The 25,412-nt window shown below is 69.3% G+C and carries 25 protein-coding genes; 7 read left to right on the top strand and 18 right to left on the bottom strand.

The window, feature by feature from the left end; translation table 11 throughout:
• The 14 genes from BM345_RS20325 to BM345_RS20260 form a co-directional block, all read right to left on the bottom strand.
• Complete coding sequence (locus tag BM345_RS20325) at positions 1 to 1,422, bottom strand: FAD-dependent oxidoreductase (protein WP_093382786.1); 1,422 nt, start codon at positions 1,420 to 1,422, stop codon at positions 1 to 3.
• Positions 1,419 to 2,033 (bottom strand): cysteine hydrolase family protein, encoded by a 615-nt coding sequence (locus tag BM345_RS20320; RefSeq protein WP_093382784.1) that lies wholly within the window; start codon positions 2,031 to 2,033, stop codon positions 1,419 to 1,421. Before BM345_RS20320 ends, BM345_RS20325 begins: the two co-directional genes overlap by 4 nt.
• Positions 2,030 to 4,081: a hydantoinase/oxoprolinase family protein gene (locus tag BM345_RS20315; RefSeq protein WP_093382781.1), complete on the bottom strand. Its 2,052-nt coding sequence runs from the start codon at positions 4,079 to 4,081 to the stop codon at positions 2,030 to 2,032. Before BM345_RS20315 ends, BM345_RS20320 begins: the two co-directional genes overlap by 4 nt.
• The gene (locus BM345_RS20310) at positions 4,078 to 5,760 is read right to left on the bottom strand and encodes a hydantoinase B/oxoprolinase family protein (protein WP_093382778.1); all 1,683 of its coding nucleotides are present in this window, start codon (positions 5,758 to 5,760) and stop codon (positions 4,078 to 4,080) included. The genes BM345_RS20315 and BM345_RS20310 overlap by 4 nt, the downstream gene beginning before the upstream one ends.
• Entirely contained in the window at positions 5,757 to 6,269 is a 513-nt protein-coding gene (locus tag BM345_RS20305) for a LeuD/DmdB family oxidoreductase small subunit (protein WP_093382775.1), read from the bottom strand. Before BM345_RS20305 ends, BM345_RS20310 begins: the two co-directional genes overlap by 4 nt.
• Positions 6,266 to 7,558 carry a 3-isopropylmalate dehydratase large subunit gene (locus BM345_RS20300; RefSeq protein ID WP_175545094.1) on the bottom strand — a complete coding sequence of 431 codons (1,293 nt, stop codon included), beginning with the start codon at positions 7,556 to 7,558 and terminating at the stop codon, positions 6,266 to 6,268. The genes BM345_RS20305 and BM345_RS20300 overlap by 4 nt, the downstream gene beginning before the upstream one ends.
• A gap of 5 nt (positions 7,559 to 7,563) precedes the next feature.
• Positions 7,564 to 8,535: a tripartite tricarboxylate transporter substrate binding protein gene (locus BM345_RS20295; protein WP_093382772.1), complete on the bottom strand. Its 972-nt coding sequence runs from the start codon at positions 8,533 to 8,535 to the stop codon at positions 7,564 to 7,566.
• 30 nt (positions 8,536 to 8,565) lie between these two features.
• Positions 8,566 to 9,276: an ABC transporter ATP-binding protein gene (locus BM345_RS20290; RefSeq protein WP_093382770.1), complete on the bottom strand. Its 711-nt coding sequence runs from the start codon at positions 9,274 to 9,276 to the stop codon at positions 8,566 to 8,568.
• The gene (locus BM345_RS20285) at positions 9,273 to 10,031 is read right to left on the bottom strand and encodes an ABC transporter ATP-binding protein (RefSeq protein WP_093382767.1); all 759 of its coding nucleotides are present in this window, start codon (positions 10,029 to 10,031) and stop codon (positions 9,273 to 9,275) included. The genes BM345_RS20290 and BM345_RS20285 overlap by 4 nt, the downstream gene beginning before the upstream one ends.
• Positions 10,024 to 11,025 (bottom strand): branched-chain amino acid ABC transporter permease, encoded by a 1,002-nt coding sequence (locus tag BM345_RS20280; protein ID WP_175545093.1) that lies wholly within the window; start codon positions 11,023 to 11,025, stop codon positions 10,024 to 10,026. The genes BM345_RS20285 and BM345_RS20280 overlap by 8 nt, the downstream gene beginning before the upstream one ends.
• Entirely contained in the window at positions 11,022 to 11,894 is an 873-nt protein-coding gene (locus BM345_RS20275; protein ID WP_093382764.1) for a branched-chain amino acid ABC transporter permease, read from the bottom strand. Before BM345_RS20275 ends, BM345_RS20280 begins: the two co-directional genes overlap by 4 nt.
• Positions 11,895 to 11,921: 27 nt before the next feature.
• Entirely contained in the window at positions 11,922 to 13,124 is a 1,203-nt protein-coding gene (locus BM345_RS20270) for an ABC transporter substrate-binding protein (protein ID WP_093382762.1), read from the bottom strand.
• 31 nt (positions 13,125 to 13,155) lie between these two features.
• Positions 13,156 to 13,947, bottom strand: a complete 792-nt coding sequence (locus BM345_RS20265) for a GntR family transcriptional regulator (protein ID WP_254789841.1) — start codon at positions 13,945 to 13,947, stop codon at positions 13,156 to 13,158.
• Positions 13,948 to 14,119: 172 nt separating this feature from the next.
• A complete protein-coding gene (locus BM345_RS20260) occupies positions 14,120 to 14,839 on the bottom strand; it encodes a GntR family transcriptional regulator (RefSeq protein WP_175545092.1) in 720 nt (239 codons plus the stop codon).
• A 128-nt stretch (positions 14,840 to 14,967) separates the two neighbouring features.
• Between BM345_RS20260 and BM345_RS20255 the strand changes: the two genes are divergently transcribed.
• The 6 genes from BM345_RS20255 (at position 14,968) to BM345_RS20230 (ending at position 20,286) form a co-directional block, all read left to right on the top strand.
• Positions 14,968 to 15,957 (top strand): Bug family tripartite tricarboxylate transporter substrate binding protein, encoded by a 990-nt coding sequence (locus tag BM345_RS20255; RefSeq protein ID WP_175545091.1) that lies wholly within the window; start codon positions 14,968 to 14,970, stop codon positions 15,955 to 15,957.
• Between the two features lie 15 nt (positions 15,958 to 15,972).
• On the top strand, positions 15,973 to 16,728 hold the full coding sequence (locus tag BM345_RS30420) for a sulfite exporter TauE/SafE family protein (RefSeq protein ID WP_093382755.1): 756 nt from the start codon (positions 15,973 to 15,975) through the stop codon (positions 16,726 to 16,728).
• A gap of 14 nt (positions 16,729 to 16,742) precedes the next feature.
• Positions 16,743 to 18,149 carry an amidohydrolase family protein gene (locus tag BM345_RS20245; protein WP_093382753.1) on the top strand — a complete coding sequence of 469 codons (1,407 nt, stop codon included), beginning with the start codon at positions 16,743 to 16,745 and terminating at the stop codon, positions 18,147 to 18,149.
• A 104-nt stretch (positions 18,150 to 18,253) separates the two neighbouring features.
• Complete coding sequence (locus tag BM345_RS20240; RefSeq protein WP_093382750.1) at positions 18,254 to 18,724, top strand: carboxymuconolactone decarboxylase family protein; 471 nt, start codon at positions 18,254 to 18,256, stop codon at positions 18,722 to 18,724.
• Positions 18,724 to 19,596, top strand: coding sequence for a sigma-70 family RNA polymerase sigma factor (locus tag BM345_RS20235; RefSeq protein ID WP_093382747.1), 873 nt, complete (start codon positions 18,724 to 18,726; stop codon positions 19,594 to 19,596). The genes BM345_RS20240 and BM345_RS20235 overlap by 1 nt, the downstream gene beginning before the upstream one ends.
• A 78-nt stretch (positions 19,597 to 19,674) precedes the next feature.
• Positions 19,675 to 20,286: an alpha-ketoglutarate-dependent dioxygenase AlkB gene (locus tag BM345_RS20230; RefSeq protein WP_093382744.1), complete on the top strand. Its 612-nt coding sequence runs from the start codon at positions 19,675 to 19,677 to the stop codon at positions 20,284 to 20,286.
• Here the strand turns inward: BM345_RS20230 and BM345_RS20225 are convergent.
• Complete coding sequence (locus BM345_RS20225; protein ID WP_093382741.1) at positions 20,270 to 21,172, bottom strand: hypothetical protein; 903 nt, start codon at positions 21,170 to 21,172, stop codon at positions 20,270 to 20,272. The genes BM345_RS20230 and BM345_RS20225 overlap by 17 nt on opposite strands.
• 343 nt (positions 21,173 to 21,515) lie before the next feature.
• On the bottom strand, positions 21,516 to 22,145 hold the full coding sequence (locus tag BM345_RS20220) for a DJ-1/PfpI family protein (protein WP_175545089.1): 630 nt from the start codon (positions 22,143 to 22,145) through the stop codon (positions 21,516 to 21,518).
• Between the two features lie 230 nt (positions 22,146 to 22,375).
• Between BM345_RS20220 and dps the strand changes: the two genes are divergently transcribed.
• On the top strand, positions 22,376 to 22,912 hold the full coding sequence (gene dps / locus BM345_RS20215; protein ID WP_093382735.1) for a DNA starvation/stationary phase protection protein Dps: 537 nt from the start codon (positions 22,376 to 22,378) through the stop codon (positions 22,910 to 22,912).
• A 65-nt stretch (positions 22,913 to 22,977) separates the two neighbouring features.
• On the opposite strand, the gene BM345_RS20210 is transcribed toward dps, so the two are convergent.
• Positions 22,978 to 23,430: a DUF1931 family protein gene (locus tag BM345_RS20210; RefSeq protein WP_093382732.1), complete on the bottom strand. Its 453-nt coding sequence runs from the start codon at positions 23,428 to 23,430 to the stop codon at positions 22,978 to 22,980.
• A 677-nt stretch (positions 23,431 to 24,107) separates the two neighbouring features.
• On the bottom strand, positions 24,108 to 25,142 hold the full coding sequence (locus tag BM345_RS20205) for an IS110 family RNA-guided transposase (protein ID WP_093382729.1): 1,035 nt from the start codon (positions 25,140 to 25,142) through the stop codon (positions 24,108 to 24,110).
• Between the last annotated feature and the right edge of the window lie 270 nt (positions 25,143 to 25,412).

Here is a 25,412-nt window from a genome sequence, read left to right as displayed (position 1 = left end):
TCATTCTCCTTGCGTTGCGCGCCCGAGGATGGCCGCCGCGCTGCGTGCCGCGATCGCGCCACCCGCGACCGCGCTGAGCAATCCGTTGCCCGAGAGGTAGCCCCACACCGCGTCGCCCGAGACGCCGCCCGCAGCGCCACCGGCGGCTAGCAGGTTGGGCAGCGGCGTGCCGTCGTCCTTTCGCAAGACGCGCATGTCGGGCGCCACGTCGAGGCCGCCTTGGGTGTGGAAGAGCGCGCCGGTCACCTTGACCGCGTAGTACGGCGCCGAAAGCGCGCGAGTGAAGACGCGGTCGTCGGACTGCGGCGACGGCCCCATCGCAGCCAGCGTGGCCTGCAGCACCGAAGCGTCGCAGCCGATGCATTGCGCCAGCGCGTGCACCGAATCGCAGCGGCGCAGCGCGCCCGCGGCTTCGGCGTCGCGGAAGTCGGGGAACTCGCGCGCCAGCTTCAAGAGCGGCGCGTCGAACACGTTCCAGGCGACGCCGCCGGGCTGCGCCAGCACGTGCACCGCGGCTTCCGAGTAGCCCTGCGTCTCGTCGTGGAAGCGCCGGCCTTCTGCATTGACCTGCACGCCGCCTTCCATCATCACGGCCCAGCTCATCAGCGCGCCTTGGGGCGTGACCCAGGAACCGTGGCCCTGGTAGCCGCCCAGGTCGCGCAGGCGCGCGCCCAGTTCACGGCCCCAGAGGATCGCGCTGCCGTCGTTGCCCACGTGGCCGCCAAACGCGGCGTCGCGCATCTCGGGCAGCAGCTCGCCCACCATCTGTGCGTTGCCGCCGAAGCCGTTGCAGGCCAGCAGCAGCGCGTCGCAGGCCAGGCGCTCTTCCTGGCCATCCGGACGGCGGTAGCCCAGGCCGATGACGCGGTCCGCGCCTGTTTCGAGCCACAGCGTGTGGACAAGCGCCTCGGTCAGCACCGGGATGCCGGCCGCCTCCACGGCCGATTGAAGCGCGGCCATCAGCGCGGCGCCGGTCTTCTGCGGCAGCGCATGCATGCGGTGGCGCGTGTGGCCGGGGTAGAGAAAGTTGTCGAGAAGCACCCAGTCCAGGCCGTGACGCGCCTGCAAGGCATCGAGCGCGGGTCCGATGGCTTCGGCATAGGCCGTGACGAGCGCAGGCGAGGCACGGCCATGGGCCTTGGCCTGGATGTCGGCCGAGAAGCGATCGGCACTGTCGTCCGTGACGCCCGCCGCGCGCTGCACGCTGGTGCCCGGCGCCGGGATGAAGCCGGAAGACAGCGCCGTCGACCCGCTGGGCTGCGCATCGCGCTCCAGCACCACGCAGTCGAGCCCCAGGTCGTGCAGCATCAGTGCAGCCACCAGGCCGCAGGCACCCCCGCCGACGATGGCCACCGGCACCTGCGCCTCGGCGTCCATGTGCGACGCCCGCTGCACGCGGCGATCGGGCGGGGTCGGACTCATGCCAGCATCTGTGCGAAGGCCGCGCCGTCGATGACCTCGGCCACGTTGCCCATGTCCGCCAGCGCCGTGTCGTGGCGCTGCTGCCCGAAGGCGGCGCACACGTCGGCCAGCACCAGGGTGCGGTAGTCGCGCATGTGGGCATCGCGCACCGTGCTGGCCACGCCGCCGTTGGTGACGATGCCGCACACCGCCACGGTGTCGATGCCGCACTTGCGCAGCACCCAGTCCAGCTGCGTGTTGAAGAAGGCCGAGTAGGCGACCTTGCACACCGCCACGTCGACCAGGCCCGCAAGCGCGTCGACATTGGCCTGGCCCCAGCTGCCGGGAGCGAAGTCGCCCTTCTTCAGGTAGGGGCGCAGCGCCTTCAGGTGCGGCGAGATCATGGGCTCGCCCTGCGCATCCGGCCACAGCGTGAACTGGCTGGCGGTCACCAGGCCGCCCTGTGCCTTGAGCGCGCGTGCGGCCTGCGCGGCGCGTTCCGGCAGCGGCTCTGACATGGGGTTGGTGTCGCCGCCGCGCGCATAGGCGCCCTTGGCGTCGAGGAAGTCGTTCTGCAGGTCGACGATGACCAGCGCGGTGCGTCGGCCGTCGAGCTTGGTGGGGACGCTCATCCCTGCCTCACCAGCAGGTTGCCGAAGCTGTCCACCTCGGCCGCGAAGCCGGGCTCCAGCCACACGGTGGTGTCCGCCTGCTCCAGGATCGCAGGACCTTGAACGCGTGCGCCCACCGGCAAGTCAAGCCGCGCGTAGCGCACCGCGTCGTGCCAGCGGCCCTGGTGGTACACGCGCTGCGTGCCCAGCGGCGTGGTGCTGCCCTGCCCTTCGGGTGCCAGCACCGCCAGGTCGAACTTGGGCCGCTGGCCGATGCGCGCATAGCGCAGGTTCATCACGCGGATCGGGATGCCGCCCAGCACGCGGCCGAAAGCGGCCTCGTAGGCCTGCTCGAAGGCGGCGCGGATGCTCTCGCGCGTCAGGCCTTGCGCACCGCCGGGCAGCGGTACGGGCAGCGTGTGGGTCTGGCCGGCGTAGAGCATGTCCAGCGCCACCACCTCGCGCACGCCGTCGAAGCGCACGCCGGCCGAATCCAGGCGCTGCTGGCAAGCCTGCGCGAGCTCTTCGATGCGCTGCTGCAGGGCCGGCACGTCCAGTTCGGCCAGCGGCCGGTTGATGGTCTGCACCGCGTCGTGCCGCATGTCGGCAATCACGCAGCCCAGCGCCGAAGTGACGCCGGGGTAGCGCGGCACGATGCCGGTGCCCACGCCCACCTCGCGCATCATGGCGCACACGTGCAGCGCACCGCCGCCGCCGAAGGGCATGTAGGCGAAGCGGCGCGGGTCGTGGCCTCGCTCGATGGAGACCAGGCGGATCGCGCCGGCCATGCGGGCATTCGCCACCGTCAGCATGGCTTCGGCGGCCGCCATCACGTCCAGGCCAAGAGGCTTGGCAACGTGCGTCTCGATCGCCTCGCGCGACTTGCCAGCATCCAGCGCGGCCAGCAGCCCGCCCCCCAGCGGCCGGTCGGCCGCGATGCGGCCCAGCAGCACATTGGCATCGGTCACCGTGGGGCGCATGTTGCCGCGGCCGTAGCAGGCCGGGCCCGGCACGCTGCCGGCCGACTCGGGGCCCACCTGCAGCATGCCGCTGGCATCCACCGAAGCGATGGAGCCGCCACCCGCGCCGATGGTCTCGATCTGGATCATGGGCGAGCGGATCACCATGCCGAACTCGATGGCGGTCTGCGCGGCCAGCGCGGCCTCGCCGCCGGCCACCAGCGACACGTCGAAGGAGGTGCCGCCCATGTCGCCGGTGATGACGTTGGGGTGCCCCGCGGCGCGCGCGATCTCGGCGCAGGCGATGACGCCGGCCGCCGGCCCGGAGAGCGCCGTGCGCACAGGCAACTCGCCCGCCGTGCTGCGCGACATCACGCCGCCGTTGCTCTGCACCACCAGCAACTCGCCGCCGAAGCCCTGTGCGCGCAGGTCGCCTTCGAGCCGCTCCAGGTAGCTGCCCACCACGGGCTGCAGCGCGGCGTTGAGCGTGGCGGTCGAGCAGCGCTCGAACTCGCGGATCTCGGGCAGCACCTCGGCCGCCGCGGTGACGTGCGGGTTGGGCCATAGCGCCCGCACCGCCTCCACCGCGCGCTGCTCGTTCACCGGGTTGGCGTAGGTGTTGATGAAGAAGACGCAGACCGCGTCGCAGCCGGCTTCGAGCAGCGCACGCGCCTCGGTGCGCACCTGCTCCAGGTCGACCTCGGTATGCAGCGTGCCGTCGGCCAGCACGCGCTCGTCCACCTCGCGGCGCAGGTCGCGCGGCACCACGGGCAGGAAGCTGCCGCGCAGGCCCCAGGTTTGCGGACGGTCGCGGCGGCGCATCTCCAGCACGTCGCGAAAGCCCCGCGTGGTGATGATGCCGGTGCGCGCCACCTTGCGCTCCAGCAGCGCGTTGGTGCCCACGGTGGTGCCATGCACGATGGTGCCGATGGCGGCGGCCGAATCGGCCACGCGCGCCACCCCGTTCATGAAGCCGCGCGCTTCCTCGCCGCGGGTGGAAGGTACCTTGACGATACGTGCCGTGCCCTTCGCCTCGTCGAGCACGAACAGGTCGGTGAAGGTGCCGCCGACGTCGACGCCGACGACCAAGGATGCATTGGCGGAACTCATTGCTTGTCTTTCCCTTGTTCGCTCACATAGCCCATGGCGCGATCGGCCTCGCGCTCCTTCGCGTTGCGCCTGGCAGGGTCGCCCCAGCCACCGCCCCCGGGCGTTTCCAGCCGCACGCGTTCGCCGCGCACCAGTTGGATGCCGCGCATCTTCGAGACCATGGGCGGCACCTGCCACTGCCCTTCGTTCTCGTAGCGGAACACGTTGAGTGCCCCGGACTCGCCGCCGGCGATGCCCTTGGGGGGCGAACTGCCGCGCTCGCCGAAGACGAAGACCTCGGCGTCCTTCTCGAGCAGTTCGATCTCGTAGACGGCGCCCAGGCCGCCGCGATGTTCACCGTCGCCGCCCGAGTCGGGGCGCAGGGCCCATTCGGTGAAGCGCACCGGGTAGGCGGCTTCGAGGATTTCCAGCGGCGGGATGGTGGCGGTGGAGATGGGTGCATTGCCATGCGCCAGCCCGTCGCCCGCGGAGTGGCCGCCGTGGCCGCCGCCGAAGAAGCTGAACATCACCCAGCGCTGGCCCTCGCGGCCCGCGTCGCTGCGGTGGCCGGCGATGGACAGCGCATTGATGGTGCCGTAGGCCTGCGCCACCGCGCGCGTCGGGTCGGCCTGCGCGGCGGCGCTGAAGATCACGTCGATCATCCGCAGGATGGTCTCGGTGTAGCCGCCCACCGGGCGCGGGCGCTCGGCGCTGATGACCAGCTTGTCGGGAATGACGAAGTCGACCGCGTCGAGCACGCCGGCGTTGGCCGGCACGTCGGGGAACAGGTGCTTGAGCGCGACGTAGCAGGCCGCCACCGCGGTGGCGCGCGAGATGTTCACCGGCCCGGCGCACTGCGGCGAGCTGCGCGAGAAGTCCAGCGTCAGCTTCTCGCCCTGCACCGTCATGTCCAGCGCGATGGTGAGCGGCTCGCGGCTGATGCCGTCGTTGTCCAGCAGGTCCTCGAAGCTGTAGCGGCCGTCGGGCAGCGAGGCAATGTGCGCGCGCATCAGGCGCAGCGCGCGGCTGCGCAGTTCGCCCAGCGCCTGCAGCACCAGGCCGTCGCCGTACTCGTCGAGCAGGCCGTCCAGGCGCCTGGCGCCCAGTTCGAGCGCAGCCAACTGGCCGTTGAGGTCGCCCCACAAACTGTCGGGCAGCCGTGTGTTGGCACGCAGGATGGCCAACACGTCTTCATCCAGCACGCCGTTGCGCACGATGCGCACCGGCGGAATCTGCACCGCCTCCTGCCAGCATTCGGTGGCCGCGGGGTTGTAGTTGCCCGGCACCGCGCCGCCCACGTCGTGCCAGTGCGCTGCCGAGGCCATGTAGCAATACAGCTTGCCGTTGCGAAAGAAAGGCTTGACCAGCTTGAAGTCGTTGGCGTGCGTGCCGCCGTCGTAGGCGTCGTTGCTGATCCAGATGTCGCCCTCCTGCATGCCGCCGCGGGCCTCGGCCACCTTGGCCGTGGCGCGCACCGCGAAGGCCATGGCGCCGACGAAGACCGGCAGGCCCGACTTGCCCTGCACCAGCGTGTCGCCGCTGGCGGCGTCGTACAGGCCGTGGCAGGCGTCGTGCGCCTCGGCGATGATGGGATTGAAGGCGCTGCGGTAGAGCGTGGCGTCCATCTCGTCGGCCACCTGCTCCAGCCGCCCGCGCAGCACCGCGAGGGTGACCGGGTCCAGTGTCGTGTTGTCGTTCATGCTTGTTCCTTGGCGCCGGCGGCTGCGAAGCGCTTGCGCAATTGCGCGAGCAACCCGCCCGCGCGCACCATGTCCATGAGGAAGCCAGGCACCGGCTCGCAGGCCAGTTGCCGGCCGTCGGCGGTGCGCACGGAAGGCGCATCCACATCCAGCACGATGCCCTCGCCTTCCTGCAGTTGCTCCGCCTCGGGGCAGGTCAGCAGCAGGAGGCCCAGGTTGAAGGCATTGCGGAAATAGAGCCCGCTGTACGAGGGCGCGATGACAGCCGCGACGCCCAGTTGCACCAGCACGGCGGCGGCCTGCTCGCGCGAGGAGCCGATGCCGAAATTGGGGCCGGCCACCAGCACGTCGCCGGGCTTGACCTGGCTGGCGAACTCGGGGCGCACCGCTTCGAGGCAGTGCTTCGCGATGGTCTCGATGCCGTGCTTCATCGCATGGCCGGGGGCCAGCGCATCGGTGTCGACGTCGGCGCCCACGCGCCAGACGCGGTGCAGGCTGCGGTCGTTCATGCCAGCACCTCGCGCGGGTCGGTGATGCGGCCGCGCAGCGCAGAGGCGGCCACCGTGTAGGGCGAGCCCAGGTAGACGCGTGCGCTGGCCGAGCCCATGCGGCCCTTGAAGTTGCGCGCCGTCGTGGAGATCACCGTCACGTCATCGCCCACCGCGTCGCCATAGCCGGCGCAGGCGCCGCAGGTGGTCGGCGCGAGCTCGGCGCCCGCGTCCTGCAAGGCCTGCAGCACGCCTTCCTCGCGCGCCTGTTCCTGGTCGCGCAGGCTGGCTGGCGCGACGATGAGGCGCACGCCGGGCTGCACCTTGTGTCCGCGCAGCACCTGCGCGGCGGCGCGCAGGTCGTCGAGCTTGGCGCCGGTGCAGGCGCCGATGTAGGCGACGTCGATGGCAGTGCCCGCCTCCTGGCCGACGCCGTGGCTGTTGGCCGGGCTGTGGGGCAAGGCCACCTGGGGTTCCAGCGTGGCGGCGTCGAATCGGTGCTCGGTGAAAGTCGCGCCTTCATCAGTGAACCAGGGCGCCACGTCGACCCCGGCCGCCCCATGCGCCGCGAGCCACTCGGCGGTAGTCGCATCCGGCGCGATCAGGCCGGCCTGCGCGCCCAGTTCGGCGCTCATGTTCGACAGCGTCATGCGCTCCTGCATCGACAGGGCCTGCACGGCCGGCCCGCAGAACTCCACCGCCTGGTAGCGGCCGCCGTTCATGCCGAAGCGGGCGATCATGTGCAGCATCATGTCCTTGGCCGTGACGCCGGCGGGCAGCCGCCCGTCCCACCACATGCGGATGGTCTCGGGCACGCGCAGCCAGATCTGGCCGGTGACCACCACGCCCAGCATCTCGGTGCTGCCCACGCCGAACATGTAGGCACCGAAGGCGCCGCCGGTGGGCGAATGCGAATCGCCGCCCACGCACAGCATGCCGGGGCGGATGTGGCCGTGCTGCGGCACCACCACGTGGCAGATGCCCTGGCTGTCGTACACATGGGGCAGCTGCTGGTCGCGTGCCCAGTCGCGGGCGATGCGCACGATGCGGCGCGAGTCGTCGTCGCGCTCGGGCACGTAGTGGTCCATCACCAGCACGATGCGCTCCTTGTCCCACACCTGCGCGCCCAGCTCTTCCAGCATGGGCTGCAGGCGGCGCGGGCCGGAGGAGTCGTGGAACATGGCCAGGTCCACGCTGCAGTTGACGATCTCGCCCACCGTCACGCGCTCGCGGCCGCTGGCGCGGGCGATGAGCTTCTGCGCCAGCGTCTGCGCCGCCACGGGTGCGGCGCCTGCAATGCCGGAAGTCATGGCGGTCATTCCGGCTTGGCTCCCGAAAGCTTCACCACCTTGGCCCAGCGCGTGATCTCGCTTTGCACGAAGGCGGAGAACTGCTCGGGCGTGTTGCCCACGGGGATCGCGCCTTCGGTTTCCAGGCGCTGGCGCATGTCGGGCTGCTGCAAGGCCTGGCGCGCGCCTTCGCTGATCTTGCGCGCGGTGTCGGGCGCCATGCGGGCAGGGCCGAAGAGGCCGAACCAGGCGCTGGACTCGTAGCCGGGCAGCACCTCGGCAATGGCCTGCACGTCGGGGAAGGCGGGCAGCCGCTGGGCCGTGGTCACGCCCAGCGCCTTGAGCTTGCCGGCCTGGATGTGCGCCTTGACGTTGCCCACAGCCGCGAACATCAGTTGCACTTGGCCGGCCAGCAGGTCCTGCACGGCGGGCGCGGTGCCCTTGTAGGGGATGTTCACGATGTCCACGCCCGATTGCTGCTTGAAGGCCTCGCCCGCCATGTGCAGCGAGGAGCCGACCGCGCCGATGGCGAAGTTGAGCTGCCCGGGCTTCTGCTTGACCAGCGCGATCAGCTCGCGCACGTCTTTCGCAGGCACCGAAGGATGGGCCACGAGGATCGAGGGCGAGGTGGCGACGCAGGTCAGCGCGGTGAAGTCCTTCACCGGGTCGAAGGGCAGCGAGGGATAGAGCGTGGCGTTGATCGCGTGGCTGGTGAAGCTCATCAGCAGCGTGTTGCCATCGGGCTGGGCCTTGGCGACCAGCTCGGCGGCGATGTTGCCGCCAGCGCCAGGCCGGTTCTCGACGATGACGGTGCGCCCCATCGCCGGGCCCATGCTGGCCGCCAGCGAGCGTGCGAGCGTGTCGGTCGAGCCGCCCGCGGGCGCGCCGACCAGGATGCGGATCGGCGTGCCGCCGATCTGCGCGCGGGCAGCGCCCGAGAGCGCCGCCAGCGAGGCGAAGGCACCCGACGAAACGAGGATGTGCCGGCGATTGATCATCACGAAGTTTCCCTTTTTGAATGGCAGGGCCTACAGGCCCAGGTAGGCGCGCCGCAGTTCGTCGCTGGCCAGCAGCTGGTCGGGGGCACCGGAGAAGCGCACGGCGCCGTTCTCCAACACGTAGGCGCGGTCGGCAATCTCCAGCGACTGGCCCACGTTCTGTTCGACCAGCAGTACGGCCAGGCCGTCGTCGCGCAGCTTGCGGATGAGCGCGAACATCTCTTCCACCAGCAGCGGCGAGAGGCCCAGCGAAGGCTCGTCCAGGATCAGCAGCACGGGCTCGGCCATGAGGCCGCGGCCGATCGCCAGCATCTGCTGCTCGCCGCCGCTCATGGTGCCGGCGTGCTGGCCCCGCCGCTCCGCCAGGCGCGGGAAGGTGGCGAACACACGCTCCAGGTTCTGCGCGCGGCGTTCGCGGGCGCGGGTGAAGGCGCCCAGCTCCAGGTTCTCCAGCACGCTGAGGTTGGGGAAGACCTTGCGGCCTTCCGGCACCTGGATCAGGCCGGCCTTGACCACCTCGCGGTAGTGCGCGCCGCTGAGGTCGCGGCCGTCGAAGCGCACGGTGCCGCTCCAGGCGGCGCACAGGCCGCAGACCGTCTTGTTGAGCGTGGACTTGCCGGCCCCGTTGCTGCCCAGCAGCGCGACCATCTCGCCGGCGTTCACCTTCAGGTCGACCCCGCGCAGCACCTCTGTGCGGCCGTAGCCGCCGCGCAGGGCCTGGATGTCGAGCAGTGCCGTCATGCCGCTGCTCCTGCTGCCTTGCGAAGGCGCGCCGCGGTGCCGTGGCCCAGGTAGGCCTCCACCACGCGTTCGTCGGCCGTCACCTCGGCCGGGCTGCCTTCGGCGATCAGGCGGCCCTGCGCCAGCACCCAGACATGCTCGGCCAGGTGCATCACGGCCTGCATCACGTGTTCGATCATCAGCACGGTCACGCCGCTGTCGGCGATGCCGCGCACCACCGGCATCATCTCGGCGATCTCCTGCGGGTTCAGGCCTGCCAGCACTTCGTCCAGCAGCAGCAGGCGCGGTCGCGTGGCCAGCGCGCGCGCCAGTTCCAGGCGCTTGCGGCCGGCCACGGTGAGGTCGGAAGCCGGCTTGTCCAGCTGCGGTGTCAGGCCCACCTGCTGCGCCACCTGCTCGGCTTGCGCGAGTGCCGCGGTGCGGCCCTTCTCGTGCAGGTGCGCGCCGACAGCGATGTTCTCGCGCACGCTCTGCGCGGCGAAGGGCTTCACGATCTGGAAGGTGCGGGTCATGCCGCGGCGCGCGTTGCGATAGGGCTCCTGGCCGGTGATGTCCTCGCCGGCGAAGCGCACGGTGCCGCTGTCGGGTACCAGGAAGCCTGACATCAGCGCGAACAGCGTGGTCTTGCCCGCGCCGTTGGGCCCGATGAGCGCAGCCAACTGCCCCTGGGGCAGCGACAGGCTCACGTCCTGCACGGCCTTCAAGCCGCCGAAGGCGCGCGACACGCCCGAGATCTGCAAGAGCGGCTCAGCCACGGGAAGACTCCTTGCCGCCGCCGATCAGGCGGCGCGCCGACACGCCCAGGCCGGCGATGCCGCGCGGCAGGAAGATCACGATCAGCACCAGCACCACGCCGTAGATCACCATGTTGATGCCCGGCAGCTCGCCGAACAGGTTGCGCGTGAGGTCGGCCAGCAGGTGCAGCACCACGGCGCCCAGCACCGGGCCCCACACCGTGCCCATGCCGCCCACGATGGCCGCCACCAGCGCCTCGACCGACACGGCGGGCCCGTAGGCGATGGACGGATCGATGTACTGGAAGACCTGCACGTAGAAGGCCCCGGCCGCACCCATGAAGGCACCCGACAGCGCGATGGCGCCCAGCTTCACGCGGAAGGGGTTCACGCCCACGGCGCGGGCCGCGTCCTCGTTGTCGCGCACAGCCTGCAGCCAGGCGCCGAAGCGGCCGTGGCGCAGCCACCAGCTCACCACCAGCGCCGCGGCCACGAAGGCCAGCACCACCCACAGGTAGCCCACGCGCGAGCCGAACTGCAGGTTGGCCACCGACTCGCGCAGCGGCACCATCAGGCCCACGCCGCCGCCGGTGAAGGGCACCGACAGCGCCAGGATGCGGAACACCTCGGCGAAGGCCAGCGTGACCAGCGCAAAGTACGAGCCCTTGAGGCCGTAGCGGAAGCTCAGCGCGCCCACGAACACACCCACGAGCGCCGCGCCCGCGACCGCCAGCACCAGCGCGACCCAGGGGTTGATGCCCCCCTGCAACTGCGCGATGGCCTGGATGTAGGCGCCGCTGCCGAAGAAGAGCGCGTGGCCGAAGGAGAACTGCCCGCCGAAGCCGCCCAGGATGTTCCAAGCCTGCGCGATCAGCGTGGCGTAGAGCGCCATCATCACGAAGTTGAGCGTGGCGCCCGAGCGGGTGAACAGCGGCACGCAGGCCACCAGCAGCACGAAGAGCGCGATGAAGCCCAGCTCGCGCAGGCCGCGTGAAGTCGATGAAGATGCACTCATGCGCGCGCTCCGAACAGCCCTTCGGGCTTGAACAGCACCACGGCGATGAAGATGACGAAGATGCCGATCTGCCCCAGCGATTCGCCCAGGTACAGGCCGCCCAGCGATTCGACGATGCCGATCAGGAAGCCGCCCAGCAGCGCCCCCACGAAGCTGCCCATGCCCCCCAGCACCACGATGGTGAAGGCCACCAGCACGAAGCCGCCGCCTACTTGCGGGTTGACGTAGTAGGCCGGCAGCAGGAAGCAGGCGGCCGCGCCCAGGCAGGCCAGGCCGATGCCGAAGCACATGGCGTAGACATGGTCCACGTCGATGCCCATCAGCTTGGCGCCCTCCTTCTCCTTGGCCACCGCGCGGATGGCGCGGCCCAGGTCCGTGCGGGTCATGATCCAGAAGAGAAGGCCCGACACCACCAGCGCGCCCGCGAAGGCCACCAGCTTGGGCACCGCGATCATGGCCGGGCCGATGGCCACGGTGGCCAGCGAGTAGGCCGTGTCGATGTTGCGCGTGTCGGACTTGAAGAAGATGAGCGCCAGGTTCTCCATCACGATGGCGACGCCCAGCGTGGCCAGCAGGATGTTCTCGTCCTTGCCATGGCCCGCGCGGTTGATGACCACGCGCTGCAGAAGGTAGCCGAGCGCGAACATGCCCGGCACCACCAGCGGCAGTGCCAGGTAGGGGTCGATGCCCAGCCGGTCCTTCAGGAAGTAGACCGCGTACAGCGCCAGCATCAGGCTGGCACCATGCGCGAAGTTGATGATGTGCAGGACGCCGTAGATCAGCGTGAGGCCCAGCGCGATCAGCGCATACACCGCGCCGGTCGTCAGGCCGTTGAGCACCGAGGAGAAAAGAATGCCGGGATCAAACATCCTGCGTCTTCAACTTTGGAAAGAAGCTCAGGCCTTGAGCGGGAACACCGGATCGATCTCGCGGTAGTCGCGCGGCACGATCACCTTGATGTCGTTCTTCCACACCTGCGTCATGAGCGGCTGCGCGCCGGTGTTCTGGCCGTTGACGAACTTCGTCGGCCCGTAGGGCATGAAGTGGTCGGAGAAGGTGCTGCTCGCCAGCGCGTCGGTGATGGCGGCGCGGTCGGCCGACTTGGCGCGCTCGATGGCATCGGCCAGCATCCACATCGAGGCGTAGGTCATGAAGACCTCGTAGCTGAAGAACTGGCCCTTGGCCTCCACGCGCTTGCGCAGGTCCTGCGCGCGCTTGTCCTTGGGGTTGAACCAGTGGTTGCAGTCGATGATGCCGTTGGCCGCGTCCGGGAACTCCTTGACGAACTTGTAGCTCGACGCAGCGCCGCCCAGCACCGAGAAGATGGCCTTGGGCTGCACCTTCTGCTGCTGCATGGTGCGCACCAGCAGCGCGTACTCGTTGTAGTAGTTGGCCGGGATCACGATGTCGGGGTTGATCGACTTCATGCGCAGCACGATGTTGTTGAAGTCGCGCGTGGGGTTGGCGTGCTTCACCACTTCCTTCACCTCGAAGCCGTAGCCCGGAAGCTCGCGAGAGAGCAGTTGAGCCGTGCCGGTGCCGAAGAGCGACTCCTCGTGGATGATCATCACGCTCTTGGCCGGGTTGCCCGCCGCCTTGTTGAGCACCAGCAGGTTGGCCATGGCCACTTCGGTCGACTTCTTGTAGCCAGGGCCGAAGCGGAAGGTGTTCTTCAGGCCGCGCTCCACGATCTGGTCGGCCACGCCCACGTCCACCACGTGCGGCAGGTTGTACTTGGCAGCGGTCTGCGTGGTGGCCAGGCAGATGGCCGAGGCGTAGGCGCCCAGCACGGCGGCCACGCCGGCCTCGTTCATCTTCTCGACCTCGGCCGAGCCGGCCTGCGGCTGCGACTGCGCGTCGCCCAGCATGGCCTCGATCTTCGCGCCGCCCATGGACTTGATGCCGCCGGCCTTGTTGATGTCCTCGATGGCCATCTCGGCGCCCAGCCGGCACTGCTGGCCCGAGTAGGCAAGCGCGCCGGTCACCGGGTGCAGCACACCCACCTTGATGGACTTGGGCTGCGCGCCGCCCACGAGCGGAAACGCAAGCGTGGACGCGATGGCGGCGGACTGGGAGATGAAGTGGCGGCGATTCGTCATGAGGCTTTCCTTCTTGGTTTGAATCAGGTCTTCAGTTGAAAGGGGCGGACACATCCTTGCTGACCCACACCTTGGCGTCGATGCTGCCCACGCGGGACAGCTCCATCTCGTAGGTGTAGCGATCGGGGCGGTAGAAGCCGTGCAGCCATTGCACCGGCCGCTCGTCCTCGTCGTAGATCAGGCGGCGCACGGCCAGGAGGGCCGAGCCGACGGCGATGTCCAGGTGCTGCGCCAGCACGTTGTCGGCGAGGCGCGCCGAGATGGTCTGGTGCGCGCGGCCCACCTTCACGCCGGCCTGCTCCAGCAGGACCAGGATCGGCTTTTTCATGAGCTCGCGCCGGCCGAAGCTGCGCGCGAGTTCGGCGGGCACGTAGGTGGTGATGTGCGAGAGCGGCCCTTCGCGCGTGGAGCGCACGCGCACCGCCTTTTGCACCGGATCACCGATCTTGAGCTTCAGCGCGTCGGCCACCTGGGTCGAGGCGGAGACGGTGGCCACGTCCACCACCTTGACCGAAGTGCGCAGGCCCATGGTGACCAGGTTCTCGAGCAGGCCATGCAGGTTGGCACGCTCGGCGCCGTCGGGGCCCGAGTTGCGCGGCTCGGCCACCGGCGGCACCGGCCGCGTGCGGCGGCCGGGGTTGCGGGAGATCAGGCCCTCTTCCGCCAGCCGCTGCAGCGCCCGCCGCACGGTCACGCGCGCCACGCCGAACTGCTCGATCAGCGCCAACTCGCCCGGCAGGCCGTCTTCGAAGCGGCCTTCGTCGAGCTGTTCGCGCAGCACCAGGTAGATCTGGTGGTACTTGGGCAGCGGCATCAAGGACATGGGGCGCGATGGTCGATCGGTTCGATTGTCCTGTCAATGGGACATTTGATGGCGGCGAAGCGCAGCCTGTTCCATCGGGTTTTCATCATGGTGCGCGGGCGTCGCCGGCGTGCACCGCGGCGAGACGATTTCGCACCAGCGCAGGGCTTGTGAAGGCCCGATGCGCAGCGGCTCAGCGCCGCAGATTGAGCTTGTAGCGGAAGGTGTCGGCCCGGTAGACCGCCGTCTCCACGTGCACCGGTCCGCCGTCGGCCAGGTGCAGGAGGCGCTCCACTTCCAGCACCGGCGCGCCCGGCTCGAGCTGCAGCAGCTTCGCCTGCTGCGCGTTGGCCACGCCGGCGCCGATCTCCAGCTGCGCCTCGCCGATCTTCAGCCCGCCCTCGTGCTCGAAGACGTCGATGAGGTCGCGCTGCGAGAAGTCGACGCGCGCCAGCCGTTCGCCGAGAAAGCGTGGCAGCCAGGAACTGTTGACCGACAGCGGCTCGCGGTCCAGGTAGCGCAGCGTCTGCAGGTGGTAGACGGTCTCGCCGCTGTCCAGCTTCAACTGCCGGGCGACGGCAGCCGGCGCCTTCATCTCGCGCCAGGCCAGGCGCTGGCTGCTGATGGCGTGCTGCTCCAGCGCCATCGCCTCGTTCAGACCCTGCAGGCGGTTGAGCGTCTGCGATGCCTTCGGATGGGACACGAAGGCACCTTTGCCGTGCAGCTTCACGATCAGCCCCTCGGCCTGCAGCGCACCGAGCGCCTGCCGCACGGTGATCCGGCTGACGCCGTGCTCGGCCGTCATCTCCGATTCGGAAGGCAGCTTGGCCCCGGGCGCCAGGCGGCCGTCGAGGATGCGGGCGCGCAGCTGGTCGCGAAGCTGGGCATGCAGGGACTGCGGCAGTTCAGCCATGGGCGAAGCCCTCCGGACAAACCCTGGCACGGCCTTTGCGTGACTTGTCATAACTTGTCATAACGAGTATTCTCTCGCACCGTCTGGGTGCTTTTTCTTTTCGTTCCACATCGATCGAGGAAATGACCATGTCCGCAAGCCGTACCCGCCTTCGTTCCATTGCCGCAGCCTTCGCGCTGTGCGCCGCCGCCATCGGTGCCGCACAGGCCCAGGGCTATCCCACCAAGCCGATCTCGCTGATTGTGCCGTTCTCGGCCGGCGGCGGCGTTGACGCCACTGCGCGGCTGCTCACGCCCAAGCTGGGCGAGTTGCTCAAGCAGCCGGTGGTGATCGAGAACGTCGCGGGCGCCGCGGGCACCATCGGCGCGCAGAAGGTGGCTCGCGCGAGCGCCGACGGCTACACCCTGCTCTTCGCGGTGGCCAGCCCGCTGAACGTGGCGCCGCTGGTGGCACCCTCGGCGGTGCGCTACGACACCTTCAAGGACTTCGTGCCGGTGGCCACGGTGGGCACCTCGCCCTTCGTGCTGATCGGCAAGGCCTCGCTGCCGGCGCAGACCACGGCCGAGCTCATCAAGCTCGCGAAGTCGCAGCCGGGCAAGCTCAACTTCGGCACCGACGGCGTGGGCACCTCGCTGCACATCACCGCCGAGATGTTCAAGCAGCGCGCGGGCATCGACATCGTGCACGTGCCCTACAAGTCGGGCCCGCAGGTGCTCACCGACGTGGCCGGCGGCCAGGTGGACCTGGCGGTGCTGCCGCTGACGCTGGCGCAGCCCTTCATCCGCGAAGGCAAGGTGCGCGCCTTCGGCGTCAGCTCGCCGGCGCGCTCGCCTTCGGCGCCCAACATCCCGACCCTGGGCGAGACGCCCGAACTCAAGGGCTTCGAGATGGATTCCTGGCTGGGCGTGCTCGCGCCGGCCGGCACGCCCGCGCCGGTGATCGCTGCCTGGGTGGCCGCGCTCGACACCATCACCAAGGACCCGGAGATCGTTCGCAAGCTGGGCGAGGTGGCGGTGAAGCCGCAGCTCATCGCCGGCCCGGCGTTCGCCGACTACCTCGCCAGGGAGCGCAAGGCCATCGCCGGCGTGGTGCAGGCCGCCAACATCAAGGCCGAGTAAAGGAAAGACCCCGCCATGCCCCTGACCCTGACCGCCGCCTGGATCGTGCTGCCTGCCATCGTGATGGCGGGTGGGCTGATCGGCGCCACGGGCATCGGGGGCGTGCTGCTGGTGCCGCTGCTCACCACGCTGGGTGGCGTGCCGCTGCCCAAGGCCATCGCCGCGGCTTCGCTGGGCTTCGCGCTTCCCGCGCTGGTGGCGCTGCGACCCCTGCGGCGCGAGCCCGCGCTGACGGCGCGATGCCTGCCACTGCTGGCCGGTGCGCTGGTCGGCGCAGCGGGGGGCGCCTTCTTCGTGCGCTGGATTCCCGGCACCGTGCTGATGGCGGGCGTGACGGCGCTGGTGCTGTTCTCCGGCTGGCGCGGCCTGCGCAGGCCTGCAACGGCTTCTGCACATCCTGCTCACGCGCTCCTTCCCCCCGCGGCATTGGTCGGCGTGGGCGCGCTGGTTGGCATCGGCTCCGCCCTGACAGGCACGGGCGGACCGGTGCTGGTGATCCCGCTGCTGATGCTGCTCGGCCAGCCGGTGCTCTTCGCGGTGATCGCGGCGCAGGCCATCCAGTTGCCCGTGGCGCTGTCCAGCAGCACGGTTCACGCGCTGGCGGGGCGGCTCGACCTGGGGCTGGCCCTGCTGTGCGGCGTGCTGATGCTGGCGGGCTCGATCGCTGGCCAGCGCATGGCCATGCGGCTGGACACGCGGCAGCTGCAGCGGCTGGTGTCGGGCCTGCTCCTGGCGGTGGGCGCCTGGTTCGCCTGGCTGCTCTTCAATTGAATCTGGAGTTTCCCATGCTGTCTCGCGAACTGCTTACCCCTACCGAGGGCGCGCTGCTGCTCGCGCCCGAGTGGCTGATGCTGCCCGAAGGCGCCCGCCAGGGCATGGCGGTGCTGGTGCGCGGCGGCCGCTTCGAGGCGGTGGCGCCGCTGGAGGAACTGCGCGCCGCGCATCCCGCGCTCAGCCCCATCGAGTTGCCGCAACACCTCCTGATGCCCGGCCTGGTCGACACGCACACGCACCTCACGCAATCCTTCGGCAAGTCGCTGGCCTTCGGCGAGCCCTCGGAAATCTTCCGCCGCATCTGGGTGCCGATGGAATCGGTGCTCGACGCGGACGCGGCTTACCTGTCGACCAAGCTTTCGGCGCTTGAAGCGCTGCGCGGCGGCTTCACCACGGTGGTCGACGCAGGCACGCGCTCCGAAGCCGGGCTCGATGGCGTGGTCGCCGCAGTGCGCGACACGGGCATCCGTTGCGTGCTGGGAATGATCTGCAACGACGCGGCGCTGGCCGCGGACGACGAAGCCGGCCGGCGCCGCATCCTCGACACGGCGCAGGGCTTCCTGGCGCAGTACGAGCACGACGCGCTGTTGCATCCCTCGCTCGCCATCTCCATCCCCGAGGCGGCCACCGACCACATGCTGCACGACGTGGCCGCCCTCACCCGCGAAAGCGGCCGGCGCTTCCAGACCCATGTGAACGAGCACCTGGCCGCCGTCGAACGCGCGCTGGTGGCACGCGGCCTGCGGCCGCTGGAGCTGCTGCATGCCTGCGGCGCCCTGAACGAATCTGCCCTGCTCGCGCATGCCACGCTGCTCACGCCACGCGAAATGGGCCTGCTGCGCGACAGCGGCGCCGCGGTGGCCTACAACCCGGTCGCCAGCGCCTGGAAGGGCAACGCGGTGCTGGACGCCGGCGTGATCGCCATGCTGGGCGTGCCCTTCGGCCTGGGCACCGACGGCACGCGCGCCGACGGCTTCCGGCTCATGGACGCGGCCGAGACCACGCAGCGCCTGACGCACGGCCTGGCCAACGGCGACTCTTCCTGCGGTGGCGGCTGGCTCTGGCTGGATCATGCGACCCACGGCGGTGCGCGGGCCGCCGGCCTGGGCGCCATCACCGGCCGCATCGCGCCCGGGCTGGCGGCCGACTTCCTGCTGGTGGACCTGGACGTGCCCGAGTTCATGCCCAGCTGGGACCTGAGCTGGGAGCTGGTGCGCTACGGCAACCGCGACCAGATCCGCGCCGTGTTCGTCAACGGCGCGATGCGCCTGTGGCAGGGCTGGCCCGTGGACTGGGACGGCCGCGCGCTGATGCGCCAGGTGGCCGAGATCGCCCGGCGCGACGTGCAGCGCGCGCCCATCCAGCGGGTGCATCCGGTGGCGGACGTGCATCGCGCGCAGCAGCTGGCACGGCGCTGAGCCGCCGCGGGCGAGCGCCCGCTTCGGTTTTTTTGGGGGTCCATGTCACACGGGCCGGCGCTGTCTCGTCAAGACATCGTCAACCAACCAAAAGGACCTGAAACATGACCGCCAAGCTGAACCCTTTCACCGCCGCCCCCCAGCTGATGAAGAGCTGGATGAGCGTCTCCACCCAGGTCGCCGACAGCCTGGAGCGCAGCCTGGTGGAGCTGGTGAAGATCCGCGCCTCGCAGATCAACGCCTGCGCCAACTGCATCAACATGCACACGCAGGAGGCACGCGCCCAGGGCGAGACCGAGCAGCGCATCTACCTGCTTTCGGCCTGGCGCGAGGCGCCCTGCTACAGCGAGCGCGAGCGCGCCGCGCTGGGCTGGACCGAGGCGCTCACCCGCCTCTCGCAAACCCAGGCGCACGACAGCGACGCGTACCATGCGCTGCAGACCCATTTCTCGCAGGAAGAACAGGTGAAGCTCACGCTCATGATCAACGTCATCAACGGCTGGAACCGCCTCGCGGTCGGCTTCGGCCTGTGGGTCGAGCCGCAGGCAGCGCAAGCCGTGCGGGCCGCCGCCTGATGAGCGAGGCCGTCGACGACGAGAAGGGCAGCGACGACGCGGCGGCCAGCTTCCAGCCGCTGCGCGGCAAGCTCGTGCGCGTCGCCTACCGCATGCTCGGCTCGGTGGCCGATGCCGAGGACGTGGTGCAGGAGGCCTTCATCCGCTGGATGGACGTGGACCGCAGCCAGGTGCTGGTGCCCGAGGCCTTCCTGCGCCGCACCGTCACCCGCCTGTGCCTGGACCAGTTGAAGTCGGCGCGCCACCAGCGCGAGACCTACATCGGCCCCTGGCTGCCCGAGCCCATGGTCGAGGAGCAGGACGACGAGGACGTCACGCTGCCGCTGATGCTGGCGCTGGAGCGCCTGTCGCCGCTGGAGCGCGCGGCGTTCCTGTTGCACGACGTGTTCGGCCTGGAGTTCGAGGAGGTCGCGGCCACGCTGCAGCGCGACGCCGCCGCCTGCCGGCAGCTGGCCGCCCGCGCACGCACCCACGTGCGCGAGGCGCGGCCCCGCTACCAGGTGGAGAAGGCCCGCGGTCTGGAGATTGCCAATGCCTTCTACGCGGCATCGCGCAGCGGCGACATGAAGGCGCTGGGCGCGATGCTGGCGCTGGACGTGAGCCTGCACGCCGACGGTGGCGGCAAGCGCTCGGCGGCACTGGAACCCGTGCTGGGCTTGGATGCCGTGCTGCAGCTGCACGAGAAGCTGGCGAACCTGTTCAAGGCCAAGGGCTCGACCCTGGTGCGCGCCGGCTTCATCAACGGCCTGCCCGGCTTCGTCACGCGCGAAGCCGACGGGGAGCTGCAGACCACCGCGCTGGAGATCCAGAACGGGAAGGTCGCGGCGGTCTACGTGGTGCGCAACCCGGACAAGCTGCGGCACCTGCACTGACGCGGTTGGAATCCCCCGCCGCAGCGCGTCGTCCGGCAGGGTGGGATACTGTAGTTTCATACAGTCATTCCACCCGTCATGCAGTGCGAACTCTTCGACGAGGCCGACGCCCTCGCCGCCATCCCCGGCCTGCGCTACCAGGCCGAATTCCTCAGCCGCGAGGAGGAAGCGGCCTTGCTGGAGGTCATCAGTACCTTGCCGCTGCACGCCGCCAAGTACAAGGAATACCTGGCGCGCCGCCAGGTGCTGAGCTTCGGCGGCTCCTACGACTTCGACACGAACCGGTTGCAGCCGGGCCAGGCGCTGGACGAGCGATTGCTTCCGCTGCGCGAACGTGTCGCCGCGTGGATCGGTGTGGCGCCCCACGACCTGGTGCATGCGCTGGTCGCCGGATACGCCCCGGGCACGCCATTGGGCTGGCACCGCGACGTGCCGGACTTCGAGGTGATCGCCGGCGTGTCGCTGGGCAACGAGGCGCTGCTGCGCTTCCGGCCCTATCCGCCCGAGGCGCAGAACCGGCGCAAGGTGCTGCAGTTGGAAGTGGCGCCCCGGTCCATCTACCGCATGGAAGGCGAAGCCCGGTGGGGCTGGCAGCACGGCGTGCCGCCGGTGAAGGCGCAGCGCTGGTCCATCACCTTCCGCACGCCGCGCTCGCGGCCCGCGGTCGCCGGCGCTAGGCGCCCGGCATGACCTGCGAGACTTCGTCCGGCTTGTAGATCTTGTGCTGCGCGGCGCCGGTCAGCGGATCGGCGACGACGATGAGCCGCCACAGCTTCTCGCGCTTGGCGCTCGCCTGCTCCTCGGCCGTCAGGGCGCGCACCGGCGTTCCGACCGAGGCGCCTCGCACGCACACCTGCAGCAGCAGGGCGCCCTTCTTGTCGGCCACCTGCACGTCGAAGCCCACGCCCTTGGCGGACACGTCCTCGGCCTGGTAGCCATAGCTGGAGAAGTGACGCAGCACATAGCTCTTGGCGGCGCTGTCCACGTCCTCGCCGCTGGCGGCAGCCTCGGCGTCCCCGGCCGCCGCACCGGCTGGCGAATGCGCACGGCGCGCGGCCTTCAGTTCTTCCTCCGAGGGTTGCCAGTCGCGCGCTCCGCGCACCAGCACTGCCACCTGCAGTTCGGGCGACCAGCTCGCGACGTGCCAGTCGGCGTCGTCGCGCACACGTGTCGAGATCTTGGCGTTCTTGTTGCGCTCCGCCTCGCCGATGGACATCCGGTTGGTCTGCAACACGGCCCTGAAGCCTTGGCCGGCGTCGAAGGTGCGCTTGAGCAGCGACAGCCGGAAGGCCGCGCGCTGAGCCTGGTTGGCCGAGCGTTCGCCGCCATCGGCCCGCAGGTCGGCGTTCAACGACTCGAGGCAGAACCAGCGGCCGTTCGATCCGACGTTGACGTTCTCGCCCCAGATGGTCGCGATGACGCTGTCGCCCGATGCCAGCCAAGCACTCTCGAACGGCTTGTCGCGGGCTTCGAGCACGCCCATCTTCGAGATGATGTCGACGGGACTCTGACGAGGTCCCGACAGACGCTTTTCCTCGATGACGGCCAGGACCTTCGGGTCGACTTCACTTTCCATTTTTCGGGGGCGATAACTTCTTGGGGTGGGCGAGTATGCCGCGTTAGGCAACTAAGGGCGCGGGAATTTTCAACCAATACACACCAATACCTGCGGAATCACGCGCGAACTTCGTCGCGCCAATCTAACAGGCGATCCAGCGTTCGCGACTTCCGGTGAGAAGGGCGGCTACCGAGATGTCTCCCGATGAGCGACCCGCGCACGTAGGAGCCCAGACCCGGCCAGGAGGCGATCAGGCCACGCTCGCGCGCCTCGGCAAAGCCCCTGGCCACCGTCATATAGCGCTGGTCATCGGCGGCGCCGGTTCCTCGCGTGCATAGTGCGACGACAGGGCGCGAATGAGCTAGCCGTCCTCGCCCACGGAGCTCGGAGTCTCGTCCGCTTCGCTGGCGAAGCCGTCGCGGCGGCGCTGCTCCAGCAGGCTCTGGAATGCGGCCTCGAAGGCACCCAGCGCCTCGCGGCCCGTGGCGGTCACCCAGCGCTCCTGCACGCACACCGGCTCGTTCGCCCGCCGCGCGCGGGCGCGCCAGAGCTCGCCGGCAATGGCATCGGGCGCGCACAGCTGGCGCCCGGCCGCCTGCCCGGTGTCCAGCAGTAGCAGCACACCTTCGCCCAGCGCTCCCAGCGGCTTGTGGTCGCGGTTGATTTCCCGGATGAACTCCAGGCTCTCCGGCGCGGCGCGCAGGAGCTCCACGCCTTCGGCCCCACCCACCACCACCACGCCGTCGAAGCCCATCGGATCGGCATCCGCGATTCGCTGGTCCGCGGGAAGTGGCTGCGTGCCGGGCCGACCGGGTGACAGCACGAAAACGTTCACACCCTGCTCCTCGAGTCCACGGCGCACGGCGGCGAGCGCCTCGGCATCGCTGCCGGGCGCGGCGAGCAGGGCGACATTGAGGCCGCCGAGCATGGCAAAGGGGGGTTCGGATTCCTGCATGACGGTGCGAGACGGTTTCCAGAGTGGTGCCTTCATGTTCGCATCAACTCCGGCGGTCCCTGTAGGACCTGGACGATGGATGCGCGTCGCCGGGGCACTCCACAGCAGCCCTGGGGTGCGAAACGCAGCATTGGGGAAACGCCACGGCGCCTCCAGGTGCACGCTGGCGCCCAGACCCACACACAAGGAGCATTTCATGGCACGAGGCAACCTGCTGCCCTTCAGTCTCGGCAGCCAGCGCGGCGATCCGTTCCACTACTGAACCCATGGCCGCCAGTGCTGCGACACCCGGGGCGAGCGCCGGGTCTGGTGCCACGCCGGCGGGACCGTCGCCGGCGCTGTGCGAGCGTGCCTGCGATCTGCTCAACCAGCGACTGGCCGAATGCATCGACCTGCAGATGCAGTGCAAGCAGGCGCACTGGAACGTCAGGGGCGCGAACTTCATCGCCCTGCACGAGCTCTTCGACGACATCAACGGCGCCGTCGAGGACTATGTCGACCTGGTGGCCGAAAGGGTGATGCAACTGGGCGGGGTGGCCGAGGGGACCCTCGGCAGCGTCGTCGCCGGCACGTCGTTGCCGCCGTACCCGCCGTGCGGCTCCGAAGCCACGCGGCACCTGCAGGCGCTGGCCACCGCACTGTCGACATTCGGCAGCGGCGTCCGGCGGGGGATCGACGAGATGACCCAACTGGGCGATGCAGCGAGCGCCGACATCCTCACCGAGATTCTGCGCGGCATCGACAAGTGGCTCTGGTTCGTCGAGGCACACCTGCCGGCGCGCGCAGCACCTGCGTCGGCCTGAGAGCGACGGCGGCCGCACCTCCTCGTCCCTGCCGGGGTGTCGGGCAGCAGGTCGCCTGCGGCGCTTCAGATCAGCAGGTCGAACAGGGCGAACGCCCGGTCCCACTCCGCGGGGCCGGGATGCTTGACGTCCGCATCCATGATCTTGAAGCTGCGCGCCAGCGCGACGCTGAGCCCGCCGGCGAGGTCGGGCAGCCCGGCCGCCACCTCATCGCTGAAGTCGAGCTCGAGCGGCGGCAGCTTCGCGAGCTGGTCGAGGATGGGTCGCACTTCGACATCCTCGTCCAGCACGCGGAATTCATGGATGCAATGCTGCAGGCCGCCGGAGACCGGAAGGTCGGCCGGCAGCACCACGTCGCGCCCGTTGGCCTTGGCGATCGCGCAGCCGCGCTGCAGCAGGTCGTGGATCTTGCGGTTGACGAATTCGTCGTGGCGCCGCAAGTCGCTCTTGTCGATGCCGAGCCCGGCGGCCTTGCGAAAGAGACGCTGGAACCGGGGGATGCCTGCAATGACTGTCATGGCTCACCTTCTGTCGTGGCAAGGAACCGAGGCTACGCCAGGCGTCGTCCCCGCGCGCGGGCACTGCAGGAGAAGCGCAGGGATCCGACACGCACCGCAGGACTGCGCCTCGCGCCCGCCACGTCCATCCAGCCGCCGCACCCCCCGGCGCCCTCGGCCGGCGAGGCCGAGTACGAGCAGTACCGGCGAGACGAAGCCTATGGGCGGTGGAAGCGCTTGGGAACCGCCTAGGTTGGTGGGCGTTTGCGCGTCCGCTTTTGGCATGACCCGGCGCGCCAAGCATTAGGATCGTTCTGGCCAGTGTCGTCGACGCCTTCGCAGCGTGCCCGGTCTCAATTGTTCCGCTCGGCGTTTGACTGCTTGACGTTCCGAAAGGCGACCATCACGCGCGGCCTCGGGAACTACTGCTTCTCTGATCGGGCCCGTTTGTCAATCGCGGGCTGTCTTTGTCTTGTGGGCATTGTGCTGGATCGTCTTGGTGCGGGTCACGCTTCTCTACGCAGTCGGTCCGGACGGTTTGTCCGGCGCTGCACGCATTGGTCAGACGGAGCGGAGAGCCACGCTGTTGGGCGCGCTTTGATGCGCAGCAGTAGTTTGCGGCTTCATCCGGACCATCGTCCACACCTCGACGAATCTCGTCACAACAACCATTGGCTATGCTTGGTTTCTGGTCGCTTTCAGGCGGCAACCTCCTTAGCACCCCAGCGGAACTCGGTGCCGTCACTCCACATGCGATGCAGGATGATGGCGAGCTTGCGTGCCACCGCGATCACTGCGCGTCGATGACCTCGCGTCTTGGCCAAGCGCATACCCCAGGCCTTGAGCGAGGACCATTGTTCGTTGCGTGTGAGTAGCGAATGCGCCGCCACATAAAGTGCCGAGCGAACGTCGGCGTCGCCGGCGCGCGAGATGTGGCCAGGGTTGTCGCTCTCGCCAGACTGGAAGCGCCGGGGCGTCAGCCCAAAGTGCGCTGCCACCGTGCGAGAGGACTTGAAGCGGCTCGGATCGTCCACGCCCGCCTTGAACGACAAGGCGGTCACCGGCCCCACACCAGGCACCGACATCAGCAACTTGCACACCGGATCGGCCTTCACCAGGGCCTTTATGGCGTTGTCGAGCTTCAGATATGTCTTATAGAGCATCGTTCGGGCGTCCAGGAGAGGATTCAGCGCGCACGCGAGCATCTCGTCGCCTGCAAAAGTCTGACGGACCTCGCCATCGAAGCTGCCGTGCCCCACGCGCGACGCCAGACAGACGCCAAACACGCGAAGTAGCCCACGCAGTTCATTCTCAAGGTCCACGCACTTCTTGAGGATCGCCTTTCGGCTGGCTAGCAGCGCGCGCACGCGGTGACTGTGCATGCTCTTTACGTGCACCCGGCTATACCAACCAGTGCGCAGGATCTGCGCGATGCCGCGGGCATCGTTGCGATCGGTCTTGTTGCGCATGGCGGCCAACGTGTTCTTCACCTGCCGGGATTCCATGCAGACCACTTCGAAACCGGCTGCCTGCAGGCCGTACGTCAGGTACTGGGTGAGCGTTCCCGCCTCCAGGCCAACTGAATTCACGTCGGCGTCAAAGCCCCTCAAGCACTGGGCAATTGCCGCCGGCTGTGCCGCCGTCTTGGCTTCATGGCACACCTCGCCACGCTCATCCACGATGCAAATCGAGACGGAGCGCAGCGACACATCGATTCCGGTGAAGTACGTCATTCGATCTCTCCTTCGTAAGAGGCCTACGAGTCTAGAGAGACAACTCCGCGAACTACTGGGGCTGCCCGATCACCGATGCTGCTGCTGGCCGAAAGTCGCCGACTGCCTTTCGACGCCTGTCGGCCAGAAGCGGAGATTTGCGGGTCCCCGCCTCAAGGTCACCTACTAGAACGGGAAGCAGTCAAATGCCGAATGCAACAGGACTCGCAGCGGTGCAGCGACTCAATCCGGTTAGAAGCATCGGTGATCAGCCGGGCGATTGACCCGCAG

The organism is Variovorax sp. OV329 (genome assembly GCF_900114785.1).
Classification (GTDB): Bacteria; Pseudomonadota; Gammaproteobacteria; order Burkholderiales; family Burkholderiaceae_C; genus Variovorax.
This window is presented reverse-complemented; position numbering and strand designations above follow the sequence as displayed.